Source organism: Nocardioides donggukensis (genome assembly GCF_014842875.1).
GTDB lineage: Bacteria > Actinomycetota > Actinomycetes > Propionibacteriales > Nocardioidaceae > Nocardioides > Nocardioides donggukensis.
In genome coordinates this window covers 724,681-743,224 of the sequence record NZ_JACYXZ010000001.1, presented here as the reverse complement: position 1 = coordinate 743,224, position 18,544 = coordinate 724,681, and the positions used below count along the sequence as shown (strand labels likewise).

The 18,544-nt window shown below is 72.7% G+C and carries 17 protein-coding genes and 1 pseudogene; 9 read left to right on the top strand and 9 right to left on the bottom strand.

Translation table 11 applies throughout. The annotated features are described in order from the left end of the window. Window positions 1–2 precede the first annotated feature (2 nt). The 3 genes from IE331_RS03595 to IE331_RS03585 are packed head-to-tail and all read left to right on the top strand — an operon-like array spanning window position 3 to window position 3,380. Window positions 3–1,712 carry an alkaline phosphatase D family protein gene (locus IE331_RS03595; RefSeq protein ID WP_192140549.1) on the top strand — a complete coding sequence of 570 codons (1,710 nt, stop codon included), beginning with the start codon at window positions 3–5 and terminating at the stop codon, window positions 1,710–1,712. After that, window positions 1,709–2,725 (top strand): P1 family peptidase, encoded by a 1,017-nt coding sequence (locus IE331_RS03590; RefSeq protein ID WP_192140547.1) that lies wholly within the window; start codon window positions 1,709–1,711, stop codon window positions 2,723–2,725. The genes IE331_RS03595 and IE331_RS03590 overlap by 4 nt, the downstream gene beginning before the upstream one ends. A gap of 16 nt (window positions 2,726–2,741) precedes the next feature. Continuing rightward, window positions 2,742–3,380 (top strand): Maf family protein, encoded by a 639-nt coding sequence (locus tag IE331_RS03585; RefSeq protein ID WP_192140545.1) that lies wholly within the window; start codon window positions 2,742–2,744, stop codon window positions 3,378–3,380. Between the two features lie 10 nt (window positions 3,381–3,390). Here the strand turns inward: IE331_RS03585 and IE331_RS03580 are convergent, their stop codons facing one another. Both IE331_RS03580 and IE331_RS03575 read right to left on the bottom strand, forming a co-directional pair. Continuing rightward, window positions 3,391–3,861 (bottom strand): GtrA family protein, encoded by a 471-nt coding sequence (locus IE331_RS03580; protein ID WP_192140543.1) that lies wholly within the window; start codon window positions 3,859–3,861, stop codon window positions 3,391–3,393. Between the two features lie 62 nt (window positions 3,862–3,923). Continuing rightward, window positions 3,924–5,117 (bottom strand): acyl-CoA dehydrogenase family protein, encoded by a 1,194-nt coding sequence (locus IE331_RS03575; RefSeq protein ID WP_192140541.1) that lies wholly within the window; start codon window positions 5,115–5,117, stop codon window positions 3,924–3,926. A 90-nt stretch (window positions 5,118–5,207) separates the two neighbouring features. Between IE331_RS03575 and IE331_RS03570 the strand changes: the two genes are divergently transcribed. Next, window positions 5,208–5,585: a MerR family transcriptional regulator gene (locus IE331_RS03570; protein WP_192140539.1), complete on the top strand. Its 378-nt coding sequence runs from the start codon at window positions 5,208–5,210 to the stop codon at window positions 5,583–5,585. Here the strand turns inward: IE331_RS03570 and IE331_RS03565 are convergent. Then, window positions 5,578–6,930: a hypothetical protein gene (locus IE331_RS03565; RefSeq protein WP_192140537.1), complete on the bottom strand. Its 1,353-nt coding sequence runs from the start codon at window positions 6,928–6,930 to the stop codon at window positions 5,578–5,580. The two genes, IE331_RS03570 and IE331_RS03565, sit on opposite strands and share 8 nt — an antisense overlap. A 195-nt stretch (window positions 6,931–7,125) precedes the next feature. Here IE331_RS03565 and IE331_RS16430 point away from each other — a divergent pair. Both IE331_RS16430 and IE331_RS16900 read left to right on the top strand, forming a co-directional pair. Next, window positions 7,126–7,227 (top strand): annotated as a pseudogene (locus tag IE331_RS16430) (DUF2510 domain-containing protein); the annotation flags it as partial. Window positions 7,228–7,335: 108 nt separating this feature from the next. Then, window positions 7,336–8,091 carry an Ltp family lipoprotein gene (locus IE331_RS16900; protein WP_318646780.1) on the top strand — a complete coding sequence of 252 codons (756 nt, stop codon included), beginning with the start codon at window positions 7,336–7,338 and terminating at the stop codon, window positions 8,089–8,091. A gap of 6 nt (window positions 8,092–8,097) precedes the next feature. Here IE331_RS16900 and IE331_RS03555 read toward each other — a convergent pair whose 3' ends face one another. The 5 genes from IE331_RS03555 to IE331_RS03540 all read right to left on the bottom strand — a co-directional run bounded on the left by IE331_RS03555 (window position 8,098) and on the right by IE331_RS03540 (window position 11,072). Continuing rightward, a complete protein-coding gene (locus IE331_RS03555) occupies window positions 8,098–8,565 on the bottom strand; it encodes a GNAT family N-acetyltransferase (protein WP_318646758.1) in 468 nt (155 codons plus the stop codon). Window positions 8,566–8,599: 34 nt separating this feature from the next. Then, complete coding sequence (locus IE331_RS03550) at window positions 8,600–8,950, bottom strand: DUF2200 domain-containing protein (protein WP_192140531.1); 351 nt, start codon at window positions 8,948–8,950, stop codon at window positions 8,600–8,602. A gap of 87 nt (window positions 8,951–9,037) precedes the next feature. Next, entirely contained in the window at window positions 9,038–9,577 is a 540-nt protein-coding gene (locus IE331_RS03545; RefSeq protein ID WP_201930993.1) for a P-loop NTPase family protein, read from the bottom strand. A gap of 5 nt (window positions 9,578–9,582) precedes the next feature. Further along, window positions 9,583–9,684 carry an MFS transporter small subunit gene (locus tag IE331_RS17110; protein ID WP_449866959.1) on the bottom strand — a complete coding sequence of 34 codons (102 nt, stop codon included), beginning with the start codon at window positions 9,682–9,684 and terminating at the stop codon, window positions 9,583–9,585. Beyond that, window positions 9,681–11,072, bottom strand: coding sequence for an OFA family MFS transporter (locus IE331_RS03540; protein ID WP_318646757.1), 1,392 nt, complete (start codon window positions 11,070–11,072; stop codon window positions 9,681–9,683). Before IE331_RS03540 ends, IE331_RS17110 begins: the two co-directional genes overlap by 4 nt. Before the next feature lie 163 nt (window positions 11,073–11,235). On the opposite strand from IE331_RS03540, the gene IE331_RS03535 reads away from it, so the two are divergent. Next, complete coding sequence (locus IE331_RS03535) at window positions 11,236–13,011, top strand: acetyl/propionyl/methylcrotonyl-CoA carboxylase subunit alpha (RefSeq protein ID WP_192140527.1); 1,776 nt, start codon at window positions 11,236–11,238, stop codon at window positions 13,009–13,011. Window positions 13,012–13,015: 4 nt separating this feature from the next. Beyond that, window positions 13,016–16,405: a pyruvate carboxylase gene (locus tag IE331_RS03530; protein ID WP_192140525.1), complete on the top strand. Its 3,390-nt coding sequence runs from the start codon at window positions 13,016–13,018 to the stop codon at window positions 16,403–16,405. Here IE331_RS03530 and IE331_RS03525 read toward each other — a convergent pair. Beyond that, a complete protein-coding gene (locus IE331_RS03525; RefSeq protein ID WP_192140524.1) occupies window positions 16,402–17,592 on the bottom strand; it encodes a SpoIID/LytB domain-containing protein in 1,191 nt (396 codons plus the stop codon). The genes IE331_RS03530 and IE331_RS03525 overlap by 4 nt on opposite strands. A gap of 130 nt (window positions 17,593–17,722) precedes the next feature. Between IE331_RS03525 and IE331_RS03520 the strand changes: the two genes are divergently transcribed. Then, window positions 17,723–18,544, top strand: a complete 822-nt coding sequence (locus tag IE331_RS03520; RefSeq protein ID WP_192140523.1) for a hypothetical protein — start codon at window positions 17,723–17,725, stop codon at window positions 18,542–18,544.

Genomic DNA, 18,544 nt, shown 5'->3' with positions numbered 1-18,544 from the left:
CGGTGACCGAACTGGTGCTGGGGCCGCTGCTCCGCCACGTCGACCAGACGACCGCCACGATCTGGGTCGAGACCGCCGACACCGGCCGGGTCCGGGTGCGGGCCGGGGACCGGACGGCCGAGGCGGACACCTTCGCCGTCCACGGCCACCACTACGCCCTGGTCGACGTCGAGGGGCTGGAGCCGGGGTCGAAGTCGGAGTACACCGTCGAGGTCGACGGTCGGCAGGTGTGGCCCGAGGCCGACTCCGACCTCCCACCGTCGATGATCTCGACGCTCGACCCGCAGAAGCGGCTGCGGATGGCGTTCGGCTCCTGCCGGACCGCGGTGTCGCACGACGCCGACGGCAACGACCTGCACGGCGTGGACGCGCTGCGGGCCTACGCGCTGCGGATGGCCGGCGTCACCGACTCCGAGATGCCCGACGACCCCGAGCACGGGCCGGCCCGCTGGCCGGACCTGGTGCTGTTCCTGGGCGACCAGGTCTACGCCGACGAGACGACCGCACCGATGCGGGAGTTCATCGAGTCCCGACGGGACATCGAGCAGGCGCCCTGGACCGAGCTGAAGGACTACGAGGAGTACGCCCACCTCTACCGGCTGGCCTGGTCGGACCCGGCGAACCGGTGGCTGCTCTCGACGCTGCCGAGCGCGATGATCTTCGACGACCACGACGTCCGGGACGACTGGAACACCTCGCGGTCCTGGAAGGACGAGATGGAGGCCACCAGCTGGTGGCACGACCGGATCGTCGGCGGGCTGGCGTCGTACTGGGTCTACCAGCACCTGGGCAACCTCAGCCCGGCCGAGCGCGCGGAGGACCCGCTGTGGCGACGCGTCCAGGAGTACGACGGCGCGGGCGAGCTCGACCTCAGCGAGGAGCTGGACGCCTTCGCGGACCGGGCCGACCAGGACCCGCAGTGCTACCGGTGGAGCTACGCCCGGGACTTCGGGAGCCAGGCCCGGCTGGTGGTGGTGGACTCGCGGGCCGCCCGGGTGCTCGAGCCCGGGCACCGGTCGATCCTCGACGACTCCGAGATGGCCTGGCTGGACGAGCAGATGCAGGGCGGGACCGAGCACCTGCTGGTGGGCACGTCGCTGCCGTTCCTGCTGGCGCCGGGACTGCACTACGTCGAGGCCTTCTCCGAGGCGCTCGCGGCCGGCTCGTGGGGCCGGCGCGGCGCGCGGGTGGGCGAGCGCATCCGGCAGGGCGTCGACCTCGAGCACTGGGCGGCGTTCCAGGACGGCTTCCAGCGGGTGGCGGCGATGACCCTGGAGGTCGCCCGCGGCCAGCGCGGCCCGGCGCCGCGGACGGTGACCTTCCTGTCCGGGGACGTCCACCACAGCTACGTCTCGGAGGCCCGGACCACGCGCCGCGAGGCGCGCGGCGCGCCGCCGTTGCAGAGCCGGATCCTGCAGGCCGTCTGCTCCCCCATCCGCAACCCGCTGTCGCGGCGCTGGCGGTTCGCCACGGCGTTCGCCTCCTACGGGGTGGCCGGTCCGGTCGGGCACGTGGTGGCTCGGTCCGCGAAGGTGCCGAAGGCCCCGCTGCGCTGGTCGCTGGTGAAGGGGCCATGGTTCGACAACAACCTCGCGACGCTCGAGGTGATCCCCGACGGCCTGCACATGTGGTGGGCCAGCGGGCAGGTGGAGGACGGTGACCACGACTGCCCGCGCCTGACCCGGGTCGCCAACGTGGAGATCACCGGGTGAACGCGATCACCGACGTGCCCGGCATCCGGGTGGGTCAGGCCGAGCGGACCACGGACGGGTGGCTGAGCGGCAGCACGGTGGTCCTGCCCCCGCCGCAGGGCGCGGTGGCCGGCGTCGACGTCCGCGGCGGCGGCCCGGGCACCCGGGAGACCGACCTGCTGGACCCGCGCAACCTCGTCGACCGGGTGCACGCGGTCGTGCTCACCGGCGGCTCGGCGCTGGGCCTGGCCGCCGTGGACGGGGTGGTGCAGCGGCTGTTCGCCGCCGGCACCGGCCTGCCCGTGGGCGGTCCGGGCGAGGTGGTGCCGATCGTGCCGGCCGCGGTGCTCTACGACCTCGGCCGGGGCGGGGCGTTCGGGAGCCACCCGGACGCCGACCTGGGCGCGGCGGCGTACGACGCGGCACTCGAGGGGGCAGGCCTCGAGGTCCGGGAGGGCAACCACGGCGCCGGGACCGGCGCCCGGGTCGGGGGGCTCAAGGGCGGCGTCGGGTCGGCGTCGGTGCGGCTGGGCGACGGGAGCACGGTGGGGGCGCTGGTCGCGGTGAACGCGGTCGGCTCCGCGGTGCACCTGGGCACCGGCGAGCTGCTCGGCGCCCGGCACTGCCTGCCCGGCGACCTGCCGCCACTGCGCCGGCCGGACCCGGCCGAGCTGGAGGCGGCGCTGGCCGCGGCGGCGCGGCTGGACGGGCCGCTGCGGCCGCCGCTGGCGACCACGATCGGTGTGATCGCGACGGACGCCGCGCTGACGAAGGCGCAGTGCGCCAAGCTGGCCGGGATCGGTCACGACGGGCTGGCCCGGGCGATCGACCCCGTGCACACGATGTTCGACGGGGACACGCTGTTCGCGCTGGCGACCGGGTCCTCGCCGGCGCCGGACGTCTTCGGGTTCCAGGCGCTGCTGGCCGCGGCCGGGACGTGCGTCACCCGGGCGATCACCCGCGGCGTGCTGGCGGCGACCTCGACGCACGGGATGCGCTGCTACCGGGACGCGTTCGGCTCGGCGCTGGCCTGATCGGTAGCCTCACCGGGTGCCCCGACTGGTCCTCGCCTCCGCGTCCCCCGCCCGCCTCGCCACCCTGCGCTCGGCCGGCGTGGAGCCGGAGGTGGTCGTCTCCGGCGTGGACGAGTCGACGGTCGACGGGCTGCCGCCGGCCGAGCTGGCGCTGCAGCTCGCCGAGCTGAAGGCGGCGGCGGTCGCGGACCGGCTCCGGGCCGGGGATCGCGAGGACGTGGGCGACGCGCTGGTGCTGGGCTGCGACTCGGTGCTGGAGCTCGACGGCGAGGCCCACGGCAAGCCGGCCTCGCCCGAGGAGGCCGTCCGCCGCTGGCAGGCGATGCGCGGCCGGTCCGGGGTGCTGCACTCCGGGCACGCGCTGCACGACCTGGCCTCGGGGCGGGTGGTCGCCGCGACCGCGTCGACCACGGTGCACTTCGCCGACGTCGACGACGCGGAGATCGCGGCCTACGTGGCGACCGGCGAGCCGCTGCACGTGGCCGGGGCGTTCACCGTCGACGGCCTGGGGGGCGCGTTCGTCACCGGGATCGAGGGCGACTTCCACACCGTGGTGGGGGTGAGCCTGCCGCTGCTGCGGGACCTGGTCGGCGAGCTGGGGCACGCGTGGACGGAGCTGTGGGCCCCGTCCGTTCCTCCCGCCCCGGCCTCCTAGCCGGAGCTGCCTAGACCGCGGCGCCGGCGCGGGAGCGGCGCGGGCGGCGCCGGAAGACGTAGCGACGACTGGCCCAGAACCGGAACACCGTGCCCAGCCCGAGCCCGACGACGTTGGCGGCGACGTTGTCGGCCAGCGCGCCGTCGAGGCCGAGCGCGTACCGGCTGATCGTGAGGCAGGTCAGCGGGATCACCAGCGAGACCAGGTTGACCACGAGGAACCCGACCCGGCCGCCGGTGGGACCGACCTCGGTGCGGTGGCGGAACGCCCAGGAGCGACTGCCGCGGTAGCTGACGACCATCCCGACCAGGTTGGCCAGGATGAAGGCCGGCAGCGGCCAGCTGTTCATGGCGCCCACGCCCATGCCGGCCCCGTGCACGAGCACGTTGAAGAGCACCAGGGAGACCAGGGTCGCCAGCGCTCCGACCACGAGGAAGCGGGCGCCCTCACCACTGATCCGCTGGAGCCGGCGGCTGGCCACGGCCCTACCGCCGACGGGCGCGCGACGGACGGGTCATGGACCCAGCGTAGCGATCCGCGAGGTCACTCCACCGGCAGGCCGAGGCCCCGGGCGATCAGCATGCGCTGGACCTCGGAGGTGCCCTCGCCGATCTCGAGGATCTTGGCGTCCCGGTAGAACCGGGCGACCGGGTACTCCTCCATGAAGCCGTAGCCGCCGAAGACCTGGGTGGCGATCCGGGTCGCGGTGACCGCGGACTCCGAGGTGTAGAGCTTGGCGACGGCAGCGGCCTGCTTGAAGTCCTTGGTGCTCGGACCGGTCGGCGTACCCATCGCGTCCTTCATGGCGGCGGCCCGGTAGGTCAGGGCACGCGAGGCGTGCAGCATGACCTCGAGGTCGGCGATCTGGAAGGCGACGCCCTGCTTGCGGCCGATGGGGACGCCGAAGGTCTGGCGCTCGCCGGCGTAGTCGACGCAGGCGTCGAGGCAGGCCTGGATGCAGCCGACGGCGAGCGCCGCGATCGCGACCCGGCCGTCGTCGAGGGTGGCGAGGAACTGCGCGTAGCCACGTCCCCGCTCGCCGAGCAGGTTGCCCTCGGGGACGTGCGCGTCCTCGAAGGTGAGCGGGTGGGTGTCGGAGATGTGCCAGCCGAGCTTGTGGTACGGCGGCTCGGCGGTGAAGCCGGGGGTGTCCGAGGGCATGATGATCGTGGACAGCTCGGGCCGGCCGCCCTCGCGCTCGCCGGTGCGGGCGGTGACGGTGACCAGCGAGGTGATCTCGGAGCCGGAGTTGGTGATGAACTGCTTGCTGCCGTTGACCACCCACTCGCCGTTGACGAGCTCGGCCCTGGTCCGGGTGGCGCTGGCGTCGGAGCCGGCACCGGCCTCGGTGAGCCCGAAGCCGGCCAGGGTGTTGCCGGCAACGAGGTCGGGAAGCCACTGCTGCTTCTGCTCGTCGTCGCCGAAGGTGAGGATCGGGTTGATGCCCAGGCCGACCGCGGCCTCGAGGGTGATCCCCATCGACTGGTCGACGCGGCCGATCTCCTCGATGGCGACGCACAGCGAGGTGAAGTCGCCGTCCTCGCCCATGCCGCCGAACTCCTCGGGCGCGGTGAGGCCGAACAGCCCGAGCTGGCCCATCTTGTGCACGACGTCGACCGGGAAGTGGTGGTCGATGTCCCACTGCGCCACGTGCGGCGCGATCTCCTTCTCGGCGAAGTCGCGGACGCTCTTGCGGAACTCCTCGTGCTCGCGGGACAGCTCGTAGGACAGGGACATGCGAGGCTCCTCGTAGGGTGACGTGTACGTAAGCCACGGTAGGTGGCTTACGTAGCGTCAGCGCAAGCCCCCGGTGGTCGAGGAGGTTTCATGGAGCCCACCTGGACGATCCGGCAGCTCGCCGAGGAGTACGGCGTCACGCTGCGCACGATCCGGCACTACGAGGAGCTGGGGCTGATCACCCCCGAGCGGCGCGGCCCGACGCGGGTGTTCCACCAGCGGGACCGGATCCGGCTGGAGCTGGTGCTGCGGGGGCGTCGGCTGGGGTTCGCCCTGGACCAGATCGCCCGGATCGTCGACATGTACGACGATCAGCCGGGCGAGGCGGGGCAGCTGGAGTACCTGCTCGACCAGATCGAGGTCAGGCGGGCCGACCTGGCCCGGCTGCGGGCCGACATCGAGCAGACCGAGGCGGACCTCGACGCGGTGGAGCGTCGCTGCCGTGAGGAGCTGGCCCGGCTCAGGTGAGCAGGATCGTCCCGAGCCGGACCTCCATGGGGTGGCCGCTGTGAATCGCCTCGCCGATGCGTCGCGGCACCGGCCGGGTGCCGGTGCGGTCGGTGACCCGGTAGCGATGGTGCGGGGTGGCCCAGACGAACGTCCCGGGCGTGGGTTGTCGGACCCGGATCGCGCCCGCGGTCTTGATCCGGTGGTGGTGCCGCGTCAGCGGTCCGGCGTTGCCGAGCCGGGTCTGGCCGGGCGGACCGGTCTCGTCGTAGGGGATGGTGTGGTCGACATCGGAGCGCCGGGCCTCGCCGACGGCGTAGGGGTAGCAGTCCCGCGGGACGGTGAGCAGCACCGCCTCCCGCAGGTCGCCGACGTACTCGTAGGAGTCGCGGGGCCTCTCGTCGGCCGGCAGGTGGACCGGCCGGACGGTGACCCGCCGGTGTCGGAGCAGGTCGACGAGGTGGCGGCGGGTGATCGGCCCGACGCCCTCCCAGCGGGCGACGCCGCGGTCGAGGCCGAAAAGAGCGCGGTCGGTGACGTGCAGGTGGAGCACCGCGGCGGACGGTGACCCGGTGTCGTCGGCGCTCGCCGCCTCCGTCGCCTCGCCGGCGAGGAGCCGCAGCGCCCGGGCCGGCTCGGCGAGGGCGACCAGGGCCTTCGCGCGGCGTACGTCGACAGGGTCGGTGTCGCCCGCGGCGCGGAGGGCGGCCGCGAGCCGGTCGAGGGTGTGGTCGATCTCCTGGCCCCCGGCGTCGTCGACGCAGCCGTAGACGCCGGTGGTGCCCGGCCGGGCGCGGTGCGAGGACACCGAGACGAACCGGTCGGCCAGGGCCGCCTCGCGCTCAGCGTCCCGCTCCGCATCTCTGTGGGCGAGCACCATCGCCTCGACGAGGGTGAAGAGCCGGGACGGCGGCAGCGTCGCGGCGTCGGGGGTCTCCCCTGCGATGCGGGCGTCGAGGTGGGCGACGACGTCCTCGGGCAGGTCGCGGCTGAGCCTGGCCACCCTGCGGGCCACCCAGTCGGGCACCCGGAGCTCGTCGACCGTGAGCGACCACAGGTGCGGCAGCCGGTGCCGGAGGTCGAGGACGTCGGCCATCAGGGAACGCGCGGCCAGCGGATGCACCTCGAGGCTGATCGCCAGCTCCGCCGACGCGAACTCGAGCACCTCCGGCGTGCCCTCGCCGCCGAGCCGGACCGGCACGCCGATCCGGTCGCGCTCGTCGTACGCCGGCCGGACGGCGCCGTGCAGGTCCGCCCAGTGCCCGGCCAGCCGGAGCAGCTCGGCCTCCGCCTCGCGCTTGATCCGCAGCGCACCCTCGATCGCGGTGAGGGTCTCACCGGCCGAGTCGGGCATCTCCTGCTCCATGGTCCGACTCTGCCACCAGCCACCGACAGTCAGGATCGTCGCTCGGGGTTCGTCCACAGCGCGGGTCGAACGAGGCTGCGGACAGGCAGGAGACAGCGAGAGTCGGGTTTCCCTGACAGGACCGAGCATGCGACATACGGTCGCGGCAGAGCTCGTCCGAGCCGTCAGCTACTGATTCAGAAGGACATTGACGCGATGAACGCCACTCCCCCTCCCGGCTGGTATCCCGACAACGCGGGTGACGGCCAGCGGTACTGGGATGGTGGGCAGTGGACCGAGCACACCGCACCGTCCGGTATCGAGCCGCCCGCTGGTGGTCCTTCGCTCGCAAGTGGCACGCCTGGAGACCCGGGAGCGGGAACCTCGCAACAGAACTGGTTCCTCCGCCACAAGGTGCTCAGCGGTGTGTCGACCTTCGTGCTCCTCCTGGTCATCCTGGGAGCCCTCGGCGGCGAGGCCGACGATCCCGCTCCCGCGGCCGCGGACACGTCGGCCCAGGCGGCCGGGGAGTCTGACTCGGACACCGCCGCCGGGACCGCCACCGAGACGGAGGACGAGGTCGAGGCCGAGCCGGTCGACAGCGACGGGGACGGCGTCATCGACGAGGAGGACTTCGCGCCGAAGGACCGGAAGGTCCAGACGAAGGAAGATGTCGACACCGACAAGGACGGCGTCGCCGACTTCGAGGACGCCTTTCCCAAGAACGCCAAGTACGCCAAGGATGCGGACGAGGACTCCGTGCCCGATGAGCTCGACGACTTCCCGAAGGACGCTCGGTACAGCCAGGACACCGACGGTGACGGCGTCGCGGACTCGAAGGACGCCTTCCCGAAGGACCCCAGCCGCTCGAAGGTCACCTTCGCGATGGAGAACGCGCTCGCGGCCGCCCAGGACTACCTGGACTTCTCCGCGTTCAGCCGTCAGGGACTCATCGACCAGCTGTCCTCGGAGTACGGCTCGGACTTCCGCCTCGAGGACGCGACCTGGGCGGTCGGCCAGCTGAAGACGGACTGGAAGCAGCAGGCCGTGCGTGCAGCCAAGGACTACCTCGACTTCTCACCGTTCTCGCGCCAGGGCCTCATCGACCAGCTGTCGAGCCCTCACGGCTCGCAGTTCACCGTGGGCGAGGCCACCTTCGCGGTCAACAAGATCGGCCTGTGAGGGCGCCTACCGCTCCAGGTCGACTGCGAAGACGAGTGCCGGGCCACCGTTCTTGTGAACCTCCCGCTCGAGCACCATGCCGATCCTCCTGGCCACCCCCTGAGAGGCGAGGTTGTCGGGCCGGATGATCGCAATCAGGTGCTCCACACCCATGACCCGAGCTGTTTCGCGCACCGCGGCGGCCGCCTCGGCGGCGTACCCCTGACGACGCAGGGGCGCTCGCACGTGCCAGCCCGCCTCGACCAGCCACTCCCCCTCCACCTCCTGCATCGTCAGGCCGCAGTCGCCGACGAAGCCACCCTCGTGGGTCTCCACCACCCACAGGCCGAATCCGTGCTCGAGGTAGTTGTCACGGTTCCATGCGACCCAGCCCTCAGCGGTCCGCGATGAGGAGATGTCCAGCGTGGCGATGTCCGGCAGGTCCGCCTCGGTCATCTCCCTGAAGCGGAGCCTCGCTGTGGGCGGCGGCAGCACCACCCCACGATAGGGCGCCGGACGCCACGGGCCACTACTCCACCGGCGACCGCAGCACCTTCTCCATCGCCTTGCCCTTGGCGAGCTCGTCGACGAGTTTGTCCAGGTAGCGGATCCGCTGCATGAGCGGGTCCTCCACGTCCTCGACCCGCACGCCGCAGACCACCCCCGTGATCTGTCCTGCGCTCGGGTTGAGAGACGCGTCGGCGAAGAACTCCTCGAAGCTGGTGCCGGCGTCGAGGTGCCGCTGCAACGCCCGATCGTCGAAGCCGGTCAGCCACTCGATGACCTGGTCCAGCTCGGCCTTGGAGCGTCCCTTCCTCTCTACCTTCGTCACGTAGTGCGGGTAGACGGACGCGACGCTGGTGGTGAAGATCCTGCTCATGCCTCATCTCACCACCCGGCGAGGAGGGAGGCCACCCCGCCCCGGGACGTGTCGGGACCGACACCCCGCGACGCTCGGGGAGCGCGGTCAGTCCCCCGACAGCTCCCCCAGCCAGGCCCGGACGTCGTCCGGGCGCCGGAGCAGCACCGTCCGCGGCGCCCCGTCCCGCTCCCACGCCCGCAGGCGACCGCGCTTGCGGGAGAAGCTCCGGCAGTGCCAGAGCAGGATCGAGTCCCGCCCGAGCAGCCGGCCCAGCGTCTCCGTGTTGCCGTTGCAGACCCGCTCCCCGGTCGCCACCCGCCGCACCGAGCGGCGGACCAGCCGGGCGAAGGTCCGCGGCCGCGACAGGTCCAGCCCCACCACCAGGTCGGCCCGGGCCAGGGCCAGGTCGAGCCACGACCCGTACGCCGTGTCGAGCACCCACCGGTCACCGTCGAGGATCGGACCGAAGCGGGCCCGCTGCTCGGCGGCCGGGAGCAGCCGCCACCCCGGGCCCCAGCTGAGCTCGTCCACGCGGATCAGCGGCAGCCCGGTCCGGGCCGCGATCTCGGCCGCGACCGTGGTCTTGCCGGCACCCGTGACGCCGTAGACGACGACCCGTCTCAGCGGGCGCGCCGGGGCCGGCACCACGGCTATCCCCCGAAGAGGCTGGCCGTGCGGCGCAGGGTCTCGAAGACGCCGTACGCCAGCGGGATGCCGACCACGGCCCACGCGGTCACGATCCGGGCGGTCATGCGCTCACCTCCTCGAGCGGCTCGTCGCGCGGTTCGTGGTGCTTCTCGTCGACCGGGTGCACCAGCAGGTTCGCCACGAAGCCCACCGCGAGCAGCCCGACCATCGTCAGCAGGGCCGGCCGGTAGTCCGCCGCGGTCAGCTCGCCGGGCGTGCCCTGGGCGTCGAGGAACGCGTTCACGATCAGCGGCCCGACCACCCCGGCAGCCGCCCACGCGGTCAGCAGCCGTCCGTGGATCGCCCCCACCTGGAAGGTCCCGAACAGGTCCCGCAGGTACGCCGGCACGGTGGCGAAGCCGCCCCCGTAGAAGGAGATGATCACCGCGGCGAACAGCACGAACAGCGCCGTCGCGCCGGAGCCCGCGAGCGCGAGCAGCAGGTAGAGACCCATCCCGACGCCCAGGTAGACCATGTAGATCGGCTTGCGCCCGATCGCGTCCGAGGTCGAGGACCACACGAACCGCCCGGCCATGTTCGCGATCGACAGCAGGCCCACGAAGCCGCCGGCGGCCGCGGCCGACACCGACGACGAGCCGCCCTCGCGGAAGAAGTCCTGGATCATGGGCGCCGCCTGCTCGAGGATCCCGATGCCCGCGGTGACGTTGCAGAACAGCACCACCCACAGCAGCCAGAACTGCGGCGTCCGGATGGCGCTGTCGGCCGAGACGCTGGCGGTGGTCACCATCCGCTTCTCCTCGACCTGGTGCGGGTCCCAGCCCTCCGGCGACCAGCCCTCGGCCGGCACCCGAACCGTGAACGCGCCGAACATCATGAACGCGAGGTAGACCAGCCCCAGCGTCACGAACAACATCATCACGGCGTCGCCACCGGCCACCGAGGACGGGTCCGAGGAGTCGTAGGCCGAGTCGTAGAGGCCGAGCAGCTTGCCACTCACCGGGCTCGCCACCAGGGCACCGCCTCCGAAGCCCATGATCGCCATGCCGGTCGCCAGCCCGGGCCGGTCGGGGAACCACTTGATCAGCGTCGACACCGGCGAGATGTAGCCGATGCCGAGTCCGATGCCGCCGATGCCGCCGTACCCGAGGTAGACCAGCCACAGCTGACCGGTGCCGATGCCCAGCGCCGCCACCAGGAAGCCGGCCGACCAGAACAGCGCCGCCACGAACATCGCCGCCCGGGGGCCGTTGGTGTCCACCCAGGTGCCGAACAGCGCCGCGGAGAGGCCGAGCATCACGATCGCGATCGAGAAGATCACGCCGACCGCGGTCAGGCTGGAGTCGAAGTGCTGCACGAGGGCGGTCTTGTAGACGCTGGTCGCGTAGACCTGGCCGATGCAGAGGTGGACGGCGAGCGCCGCGGGCGGGATCAGCCAACGGCTGTATCCCTCCGGGGCGACCGTCCTCTCCCGGGCGAGGAACGAGGGGAGCACTGGGGACCTCCGAAACATGTGGATGCTGGACCGGGTGTGAGGGTGCCCACATGCGCCCCGGATCATGCGCCCGGCGCTCGCTCCGCAACCACCGGGAGGCGTCGGGCGCGACAGCCCCTAGACTCCCGACCAGCCCCCATCGACCGGAGCGAGGAGAGTCACGGTGCCGGAAGTCAAGCCCCTGCAGAAGGTCCTGGTCGCCAACCGCGGCGAGATCGCGGTGCGGGTGATCCGCGCCTGCAAGGACGCCGGCATCGGCAGTGTGGCCGTCTACGCCGAGCCGGACCGGGACGCGGTCTTCGTGCGGATCGCCGACGAGGCGCACTCGCTCGAGGGGGCCACGCCGGCCGACTCCTACCTCGACATCGAGAAGATCCTCGCGGTCGCTGAGAGGTCCGGCGCCGACTCGGTCCACCCCGGCTACGGCTTCCTCGCCGAGAACGCCGACTTCGCCCGCGCCGTCATCGACGCCGGGCTGGTCTGGATCGGCCCGCCGCCCAGCGCCATCGAGAGCCTCGGCGACAAGGTCAAGGCCCGGCACATCGCCGAGAAGGTCGGGGCGCCCCTGGTCTCCGGCACCAAGGACCCGGTGAAGGACGCCGACGAGGTGGTCGCCTTCGCCAAGGAGAACGGCCTCCCGATCGCGATCAAGGCGGCTTTCGGCGGCGGTGGCCGCGGGCTCAAGGTGGCCCGCAAGGAGGAGGAGGTCGCCGAGATGTTCGAGTCGGCGACCCGCGAGGCCATCGGTGCCTTCGGCCGCGGCGAGTGCTTCGTCGAGCGCTACCTCGACCAGCCCCGGCACGTCGAGACCCAGTGCCTGGCCGACCAGCACGGCAACGTGGTCGTGGTCTCCACCCGCGACTGCTCCCTGCAGCGCCGGCACCAGAAGCTGGTCGAGGAGGCCCCCGCGCCGTTCCTCACCGACGACCAGGTCCAGCGGCTCTACGACTCCTCCAAGGCGATCCTCAAGGAGGCCGGCTACGTCGGCGCCGGGACCTGCGAGTTCCTCGTCGGCCAGGACGGCACGATCTCGTTCCTCGAGGTCAACACCCGGCTCCAGGTCGAGCACCCGGTCACCGAGGAGGTCACCGGCATCGACCTGGTCCGCGAGATGTTCCGGGTCGCCGCGGGCGAGGAGCTCGGCTACGACGACCCCGCCATCCGGGGCCACTCGATCGAGTTCCGGATCAACGCCGAGGACGGCGGCCGCAACTTCATGCCCGCCCCCGGCACGCTGTCCGCCTGGAGCCCCCCGTCGGGCCCGGGCGTCCGGGTCGACGGCGGCTACGAGAACGGCCAGACGATCCCCGGGGCGTTCGACTCGCTCATCGCCAAGCTCATCGTCACCGGCCGGGACCGCACCCAGGCGCTGGAGCGCTCCCGCCGGGCGCTGGCCGAGTTCGTCGTCGACGGCATGCCGACCGTGATCCCGTTCCATGCCGCGGTCGTCGAGGACCCGGCGTACGTCGGGGACGGCGAGACGTTCTCGGTCTACACCTCCTGGATCGAGACCGAGTTCGACAACCGGATCGAGCCCTACGCCGGCGACGCCGAGGACGCCGAGGGCGGCGAGCGCGAGCGGGTCACCGTCGAGGTCGGCGGCAAGCGGATCGAGGTGGTCCTCCCGGCCGGGCTCGGTGGCCTCGGGGGCGGCGGTGCCGCCGCGGGCGGCGCGAAGAAGCCCAAGCGGGCCCGCGGCAAGAAGGGCGGCGGCGCCGTCTCCGGCGACGCCGTGGCCAGCCCGATGCAGGGCACGATCGTCAAGGTGGCCGTCGAGGAGGGCTCGACCGTCGCCGAGGGGGACGTGATCGTGGTCCTGGAGGCCATGAAGATGGAGCAGCCCCTCAAGGCACACAAGGCAGGCACCGTCAGCAGCCTGGACGCCGAGGTCGGCGCCACGGTCACCAACGGTGCCGTGATCTGCGAGCTCAAGGACTGATCCGATGTTCTCCAAGGTCCTGGTGGCCAACCGCGGTGAGATCGCGATCCGCGCCCTGCGCGCGGCGTACGAGATCGGCGCGCAGACGGTCGCGGTCTTCGCGCACGAGGACCGGGGGTCCGAGCACCGGCTGAAGGCCGACGAGGCCTACGAGATCGGCGAGCGCGGGCACCCGGTGCGGGCCTACCTCGACCCGGACGGGATCGTCGCGGTCGCCGTCCGGGCCGGCGCCGACGCGATCTACCCCGGCTACGGGTTCCTCTCCGAGAACCCGGCCCTCGCCGAGGCCTGCGCGAACGCCGGCATCACCTTCATCGGCCCGACCGCCGACGTGCTCACGCTCACCGGCAACAAGGCCCGCGCGATCGCCGCCGCGAAGGCCGCCGGGGTGCCGACGCTGGCCTCCGTCGAGCCCTCCACCGACGTCGAGGCGCTGGTCTCCTCGGCGAGCGAGATGCCGTTCCCGCTGTTCGTCAAGGCCGTCGCCGGGGGCGGCGGGCGGGGGATGCGGCGCGTCGACGACCCCGACTCCCTGCGCGAGGCCGTCGAGACCTGCATGCGCGAGGCCGAGGGCGCCTTCGGCGACCCGACCGTGTTCATCGAGCAAGCCGTCGTCGAGCCGCGGCACATCGAGGTGCAGATCCTCAGCGACGGGACCGGGGCCGAGGACGGGGTGATCCACCTCTTCGAGCGCGACTGCTCGGTCCAGCGCCGGCACCAGAAGGTCGTCGAGATCGCCCCGGCGCCGAACCTCGACCCGGACCTGCGGGACCGGATGTGCGCCGACGCGGTCCGCTTCGCCCGGGAGATCGGCTACCGCAACGCCGGGACGGTCGAGTTCCTGCTCTCCCCCGACGGCTCCTACGTGTTCATCGAGATGAACCCGCGGATCCAGGTCGAGCACACGGTGACCGAGGAGGTCACCGACGTCGACCTGGTCCAGTCGCAGATGCGGATCGCGGCCGGAGCCACGCTCGCCGACCTCGGCCTGGCCCAGGACGGCATCTCCGTCCGCGGCGCCGCCCTGCAGTGCCGGATCACCACCGAGGACCCCGCCAACGGGTTCCGCCCGGACACCGGCAAGATCACCACCTACCGCTCCCCCGGCGGCCCCGGCGTCCGCCTCGACGGCGGCACGACCTACACCGGCGCCGAGGTCTCGGCCCACTTCGACTCGATGCTGGCCAAGCTGACCTGCCGGGGCCGGACGTTCGAGCTGGCCGTCGACAAGGCCCGCCGCGCGGTCGCCGAGTTCCGGATCCGCGGCGTGTCCACGAACATCGCCTTCCTCGAGGCCGTCCTCACCGACCCCGACTTCCAGGCCGGCCGGGTCACCACCTCGTTCATCGAGGACCACCCGCAGCTGCTCACCGCCCGCGCCAGCGGGGACCGCGGCACCAAGCTGCTCACCTACCTCGCCGACGTCACCGTCAACCAGCCGCACGGCCCGGCGCCGACCCGGCTGGACCCGGCCCTGAAGCTGCCGACGTTGGACCTCGACGTGCCCGCCCCGGACGGCTCCCGCCAGGAGCTGGTCCGGCTCGGCCCGGACGGCTTCGCCGCCGCCCTGCGCGAGCGTCCGGGCGTGGCGGTCACCGACACCACGTTCCGCGACGCCCACCAGAGCCTGCTCGCCACCCGGGTCCGGACCCGCGACCTGCTCGGCGTAGCCGGCCACGTCGCCCGGCTGACCCCCGAGCTCTGGTCCCTGGAGGCGTGGGGCGGGGCGACGTACGACGTGTCGCTGCGGTTCCTCGCCGAGGACCCGTGGGAGCGGCTCGCCTCGCTGCGCCAGGCGGTTCCGAACATCTGCCTGCAGATGCTGCTCCGCGGGCGGAACACGGTCGGCTACACGCCGTACCCCACCGAGGTCACCGACGCCTTCGTCGAGGAGGCCGCGGCCACCGGGATCGACGTGTTCCGGATCTTCGACGCGCTCAACGACACCGAGCAGATGCGCCCGGCGATCGAGGCGGTGCGCGGCACCGGCACCGCGGTCGCGGAGGTGGCGCTCTGCTACACCGGCGACCTCTCCGACCCCGGCGAGCGGCTGTACACGCTCGACTACTACCTGAAGCTGGCCGAGCGGATCGTCGACGCCGGCGCGCACGTGCTCGCCATCAAGGACATGGCCGGCCTGCTGCGGGCGCCGGCCGCGCGGACGCTGGTCACGGCGCTGCGGCGCGAGTTCGACCTGCCCGTGCACCTGCACACGCACGACACCCCCGGGGGGCAGCTCGGCACGCTGCTGACCGCGATCGACGCCGGGGTGGACGCGGTCGACGCCGCCACCGCCTCGATGGCCGGCACCACCTCGCAGCCGCCGCTCTCGGCCCTGGTCAGCGCCACCGACCACTCCGACCGGGAGACCGGCCTGTCGCTGGAGGCGGTCTGCTCGCTCGAGCCCTACTGGGAGGCCACCCGCCGGGTCTACGCGCCGTTCGAGTCCGGCCTGCCCTCCCCGACCGGCCGGGTCTACACCCACGAGATCCCCGGCGGCCAGCTCTCGAACCTGCGCCAGCAGGCGATCGCGCTCGGGCTCGGCGAGAAGTTCGAGCAGATCGAGGACATGTACGCCGCCGCCAACGACATCCTCGGCAACATCGTGAAGGTGACGCCGTCCTCCAAGGTGGTCGGCGACCTGGCCCTGCACCTGGTCGCGGCCGGGGCCGACCCGCAGGAGTTCGCCGAGGACCCGGGCAGCTACGACATCCCCGACTCGGTGATCGGCTTCCTCTCCGGCGAGCTCGGCGACCCGCCCGGCGGCTGGCCCGAGCCGTTCCGGACCAAGGCGCTCGAGGGCCGCACCGTCCGGCACGCCCAGGAGGAGCTCAGCGACGCGCAGCGCCAGGGCCTGGCGGAGCACCGGCAGTCCACGCTGAACGAGCTGCTGTTCCCCGGGCCCACCCGGGAGTTCGCGGAGTCCCGGGAGCGGTACGGCGACACCTCGGTGCTCCCGACCATCGACTACCTCTACGGTCTCGACGCCGGCGAGGAGCACGAGGTCGACCTCGCCCGAGGCAAGCGGCTGCTGGTCGGCCTGCAGGCGATCGGCGAGCCGGACGAGCGCGGCTACCGCAGCGTGATGTGCACGCTGAACGGGCAGCTCCGCCCGATCAGCATCCGGGACCGGAACGTCGCCGCCGAGGTGCCGGCGACCGAGAAGGCCGACCCGTCGGACCACGGCCAGGTGGCCGCGCCGTTCCAGGGCGTGGTGACGGTCTCGGTCGCCGAGGGCGACCAGGTCGAGGCCGGAGCCGTGCTCGCCACGATCGAGGCCATGAAGATGGAGGCGGCCATCACCGCGCCGGTCTCCGGCACGGTCTCCCGGGTGGCGCTGTCGGGCACCCGGTCCGTCGAGGGCGGCGACCTGATCCTGGTGCTCCAGGCCTAGGGGAACGAGAACCAGGTCGACCGTAGGCCCAGCCGGAGCCGGAAGGTGTCACCGGAGACCCGGATGTCGGCCTTGCCGCCGTCGAGCACCAGGGTCCGGACCCGGCCGCCCCACTGGCCGTTGCCGTCGCGCTCGGTCACCCGGATCTCACGCAGGTTGCCGAGCGCCGGGAACGCCTTCTCGATCCGGGAGACGTCCATCCTCACCCTCCAGTCGTGCACGGGGTTGCCGGACCAGCCGTCGTAGGGGTCCTGCTGCGCCGGCAGGTAGGAGAACCGGTTGGCCGACGTCCAGCCGCCGTTGCTGGAGCCGAACTGGGTGAACGCAGGCTCGCCCGAGGAGTCGACCAGGATCCTCTTCCGGGTGGCCCGGACGGCGTCGTTGGAGCGCGGGTCCTCGGCGCCGTAGCCGCCGTACACCTGGCAGGAGGAGGTGTCGCACAGCTGGTAGTGCCCGGCCCGCGGGTGGCCGCGCTCGTACGCCGCGTAGGTGCGCGCCGCGACCGCCTGGGCTCGCACCGCCGCCGGCTGCCACGACACCGGGATCTCGTGCGGCACGACGCCCTTGACGTAGGCGTTCAGCCGGAGTGCGTTGACCGTGTCCCGGTCGGTCGATCCCGCGCTCGGACGGGCCGAGAACAGCCGCCCGCGGTAGAGCTTGGAGGTGGTGCCCAGGTGCAGCCGGATCGGCTTGCCCTTCGCGGCGAAGAAGCCGTCCCCCTCGAGCAGGGCGAACCGCCGCCAGGTGCCGCCCTTGCGGTAGGCCAGCGCGGTCCGACCGGAGCCGGCCACGTCGAACCGCCAGCGGTCCGCCCCGTTCTCCGGCAGCTGCCAGGTCTCGCCGCTGCCGGTGTCCCTGGCCCGCAGGCCGCTGCGGGGGCTGACCACGACGTCGCGGGACGTGTCGGCGCTGATCAGCACCCGGACCCGCGGGTTCCTGGTCCGGACCGTGGTGCCGGGGTAGTAGAAGCGCACGATCTGCGGCCAGCCCAGCCCCTGCCGGGCGGCACCCTCGGCGCCGTACTGCGACATGCCGTGGCCGTGGCCGTAGCCGTGGCCGGCGATCGTGACGGTCCCGGTGCGCGGCATCGGGTAGGTCTGGGTGCCGGCCGCGGACGCCGGGGTCACGAGGGCCAGAAACAGGGTCAGCGCGAGGCCGAGCAGGGGGACGGCGGTGCCGCGCGACATGGTGGTCTCTCTCGTGGGACTGTTGTGACGGGTGTGGCGAATCGATGGGACCACGGGCGTTTCCGGCCTGTCCATGGAACCCGGTGAATTACAGATCCGTGATTCCGCGCGGGTTGCTACCGTCGAGGACATGCTCTGGTTCATGCTCGCGCTGGCGGTGCTGGCCGTGGCGGCCCTGGCGGTGTCCCAGGGGCGGCAGAACCGGACCCGCGCGCTCGAGCAGGAGCGCGAGCTGGCCGCGGTCTCGGCGGTCGCCGAGGAGGACGTGACCCGGTTCGGCGAGGAGCTCCAGGAGCTGCACATCGACACCCTCACCACCACCCTCGACCAGCCGATGCGCCAGGACTACCAGCGGGCCCTCGACTCCTACGAGCACGCCAAGGCCCTGCTCGCCGACGCCCGCCGGGCCGAGGACGTCTCCGGGGTCACCACCGCCCTCGAGGACGGCCGCTACGCCCACGCCTGCGTGCTGGCCCGGCAGTCCGGCGAGGACCTGCCCCAGCGCCGCCCACCGTGCTTCTTCAACCCCGCGCACGGTCCGGCGCAGACCGACGTCGACTGGGCCCCGACCGGCGGCGTACCGCGCCCGGTGCCGGTGTGCCTGGCCGACGCCGACCGGCTGCGGGTCGGCGCCGAGCCCGACACCCGGCGGGTGCGTGAGGGCAACCGGATGGTGCCCTGGTACGACGGCGGCCCGACGTACGGCGCCTACGCCAACGGCTACTACGGCTCCTACGCGATGAACGGGCTCTTCCCGGGCTTCCTGCTCGGCTCGATGATGGGCGGCTGGTGGGGCCCCGCCGCGGTGGCCGGCGGCGAGGACTGGTCCGGGACCGACGTCGGCGGTGGTGACGGCGGCGACTTCGGGGGCGGCGGCGACTTCGGCGGCGGGGGCGGCGGCGGCGACTTCGGGGGCGACTTCGGCGGCGGCTTCGACTTCGGCGGCTTCTGA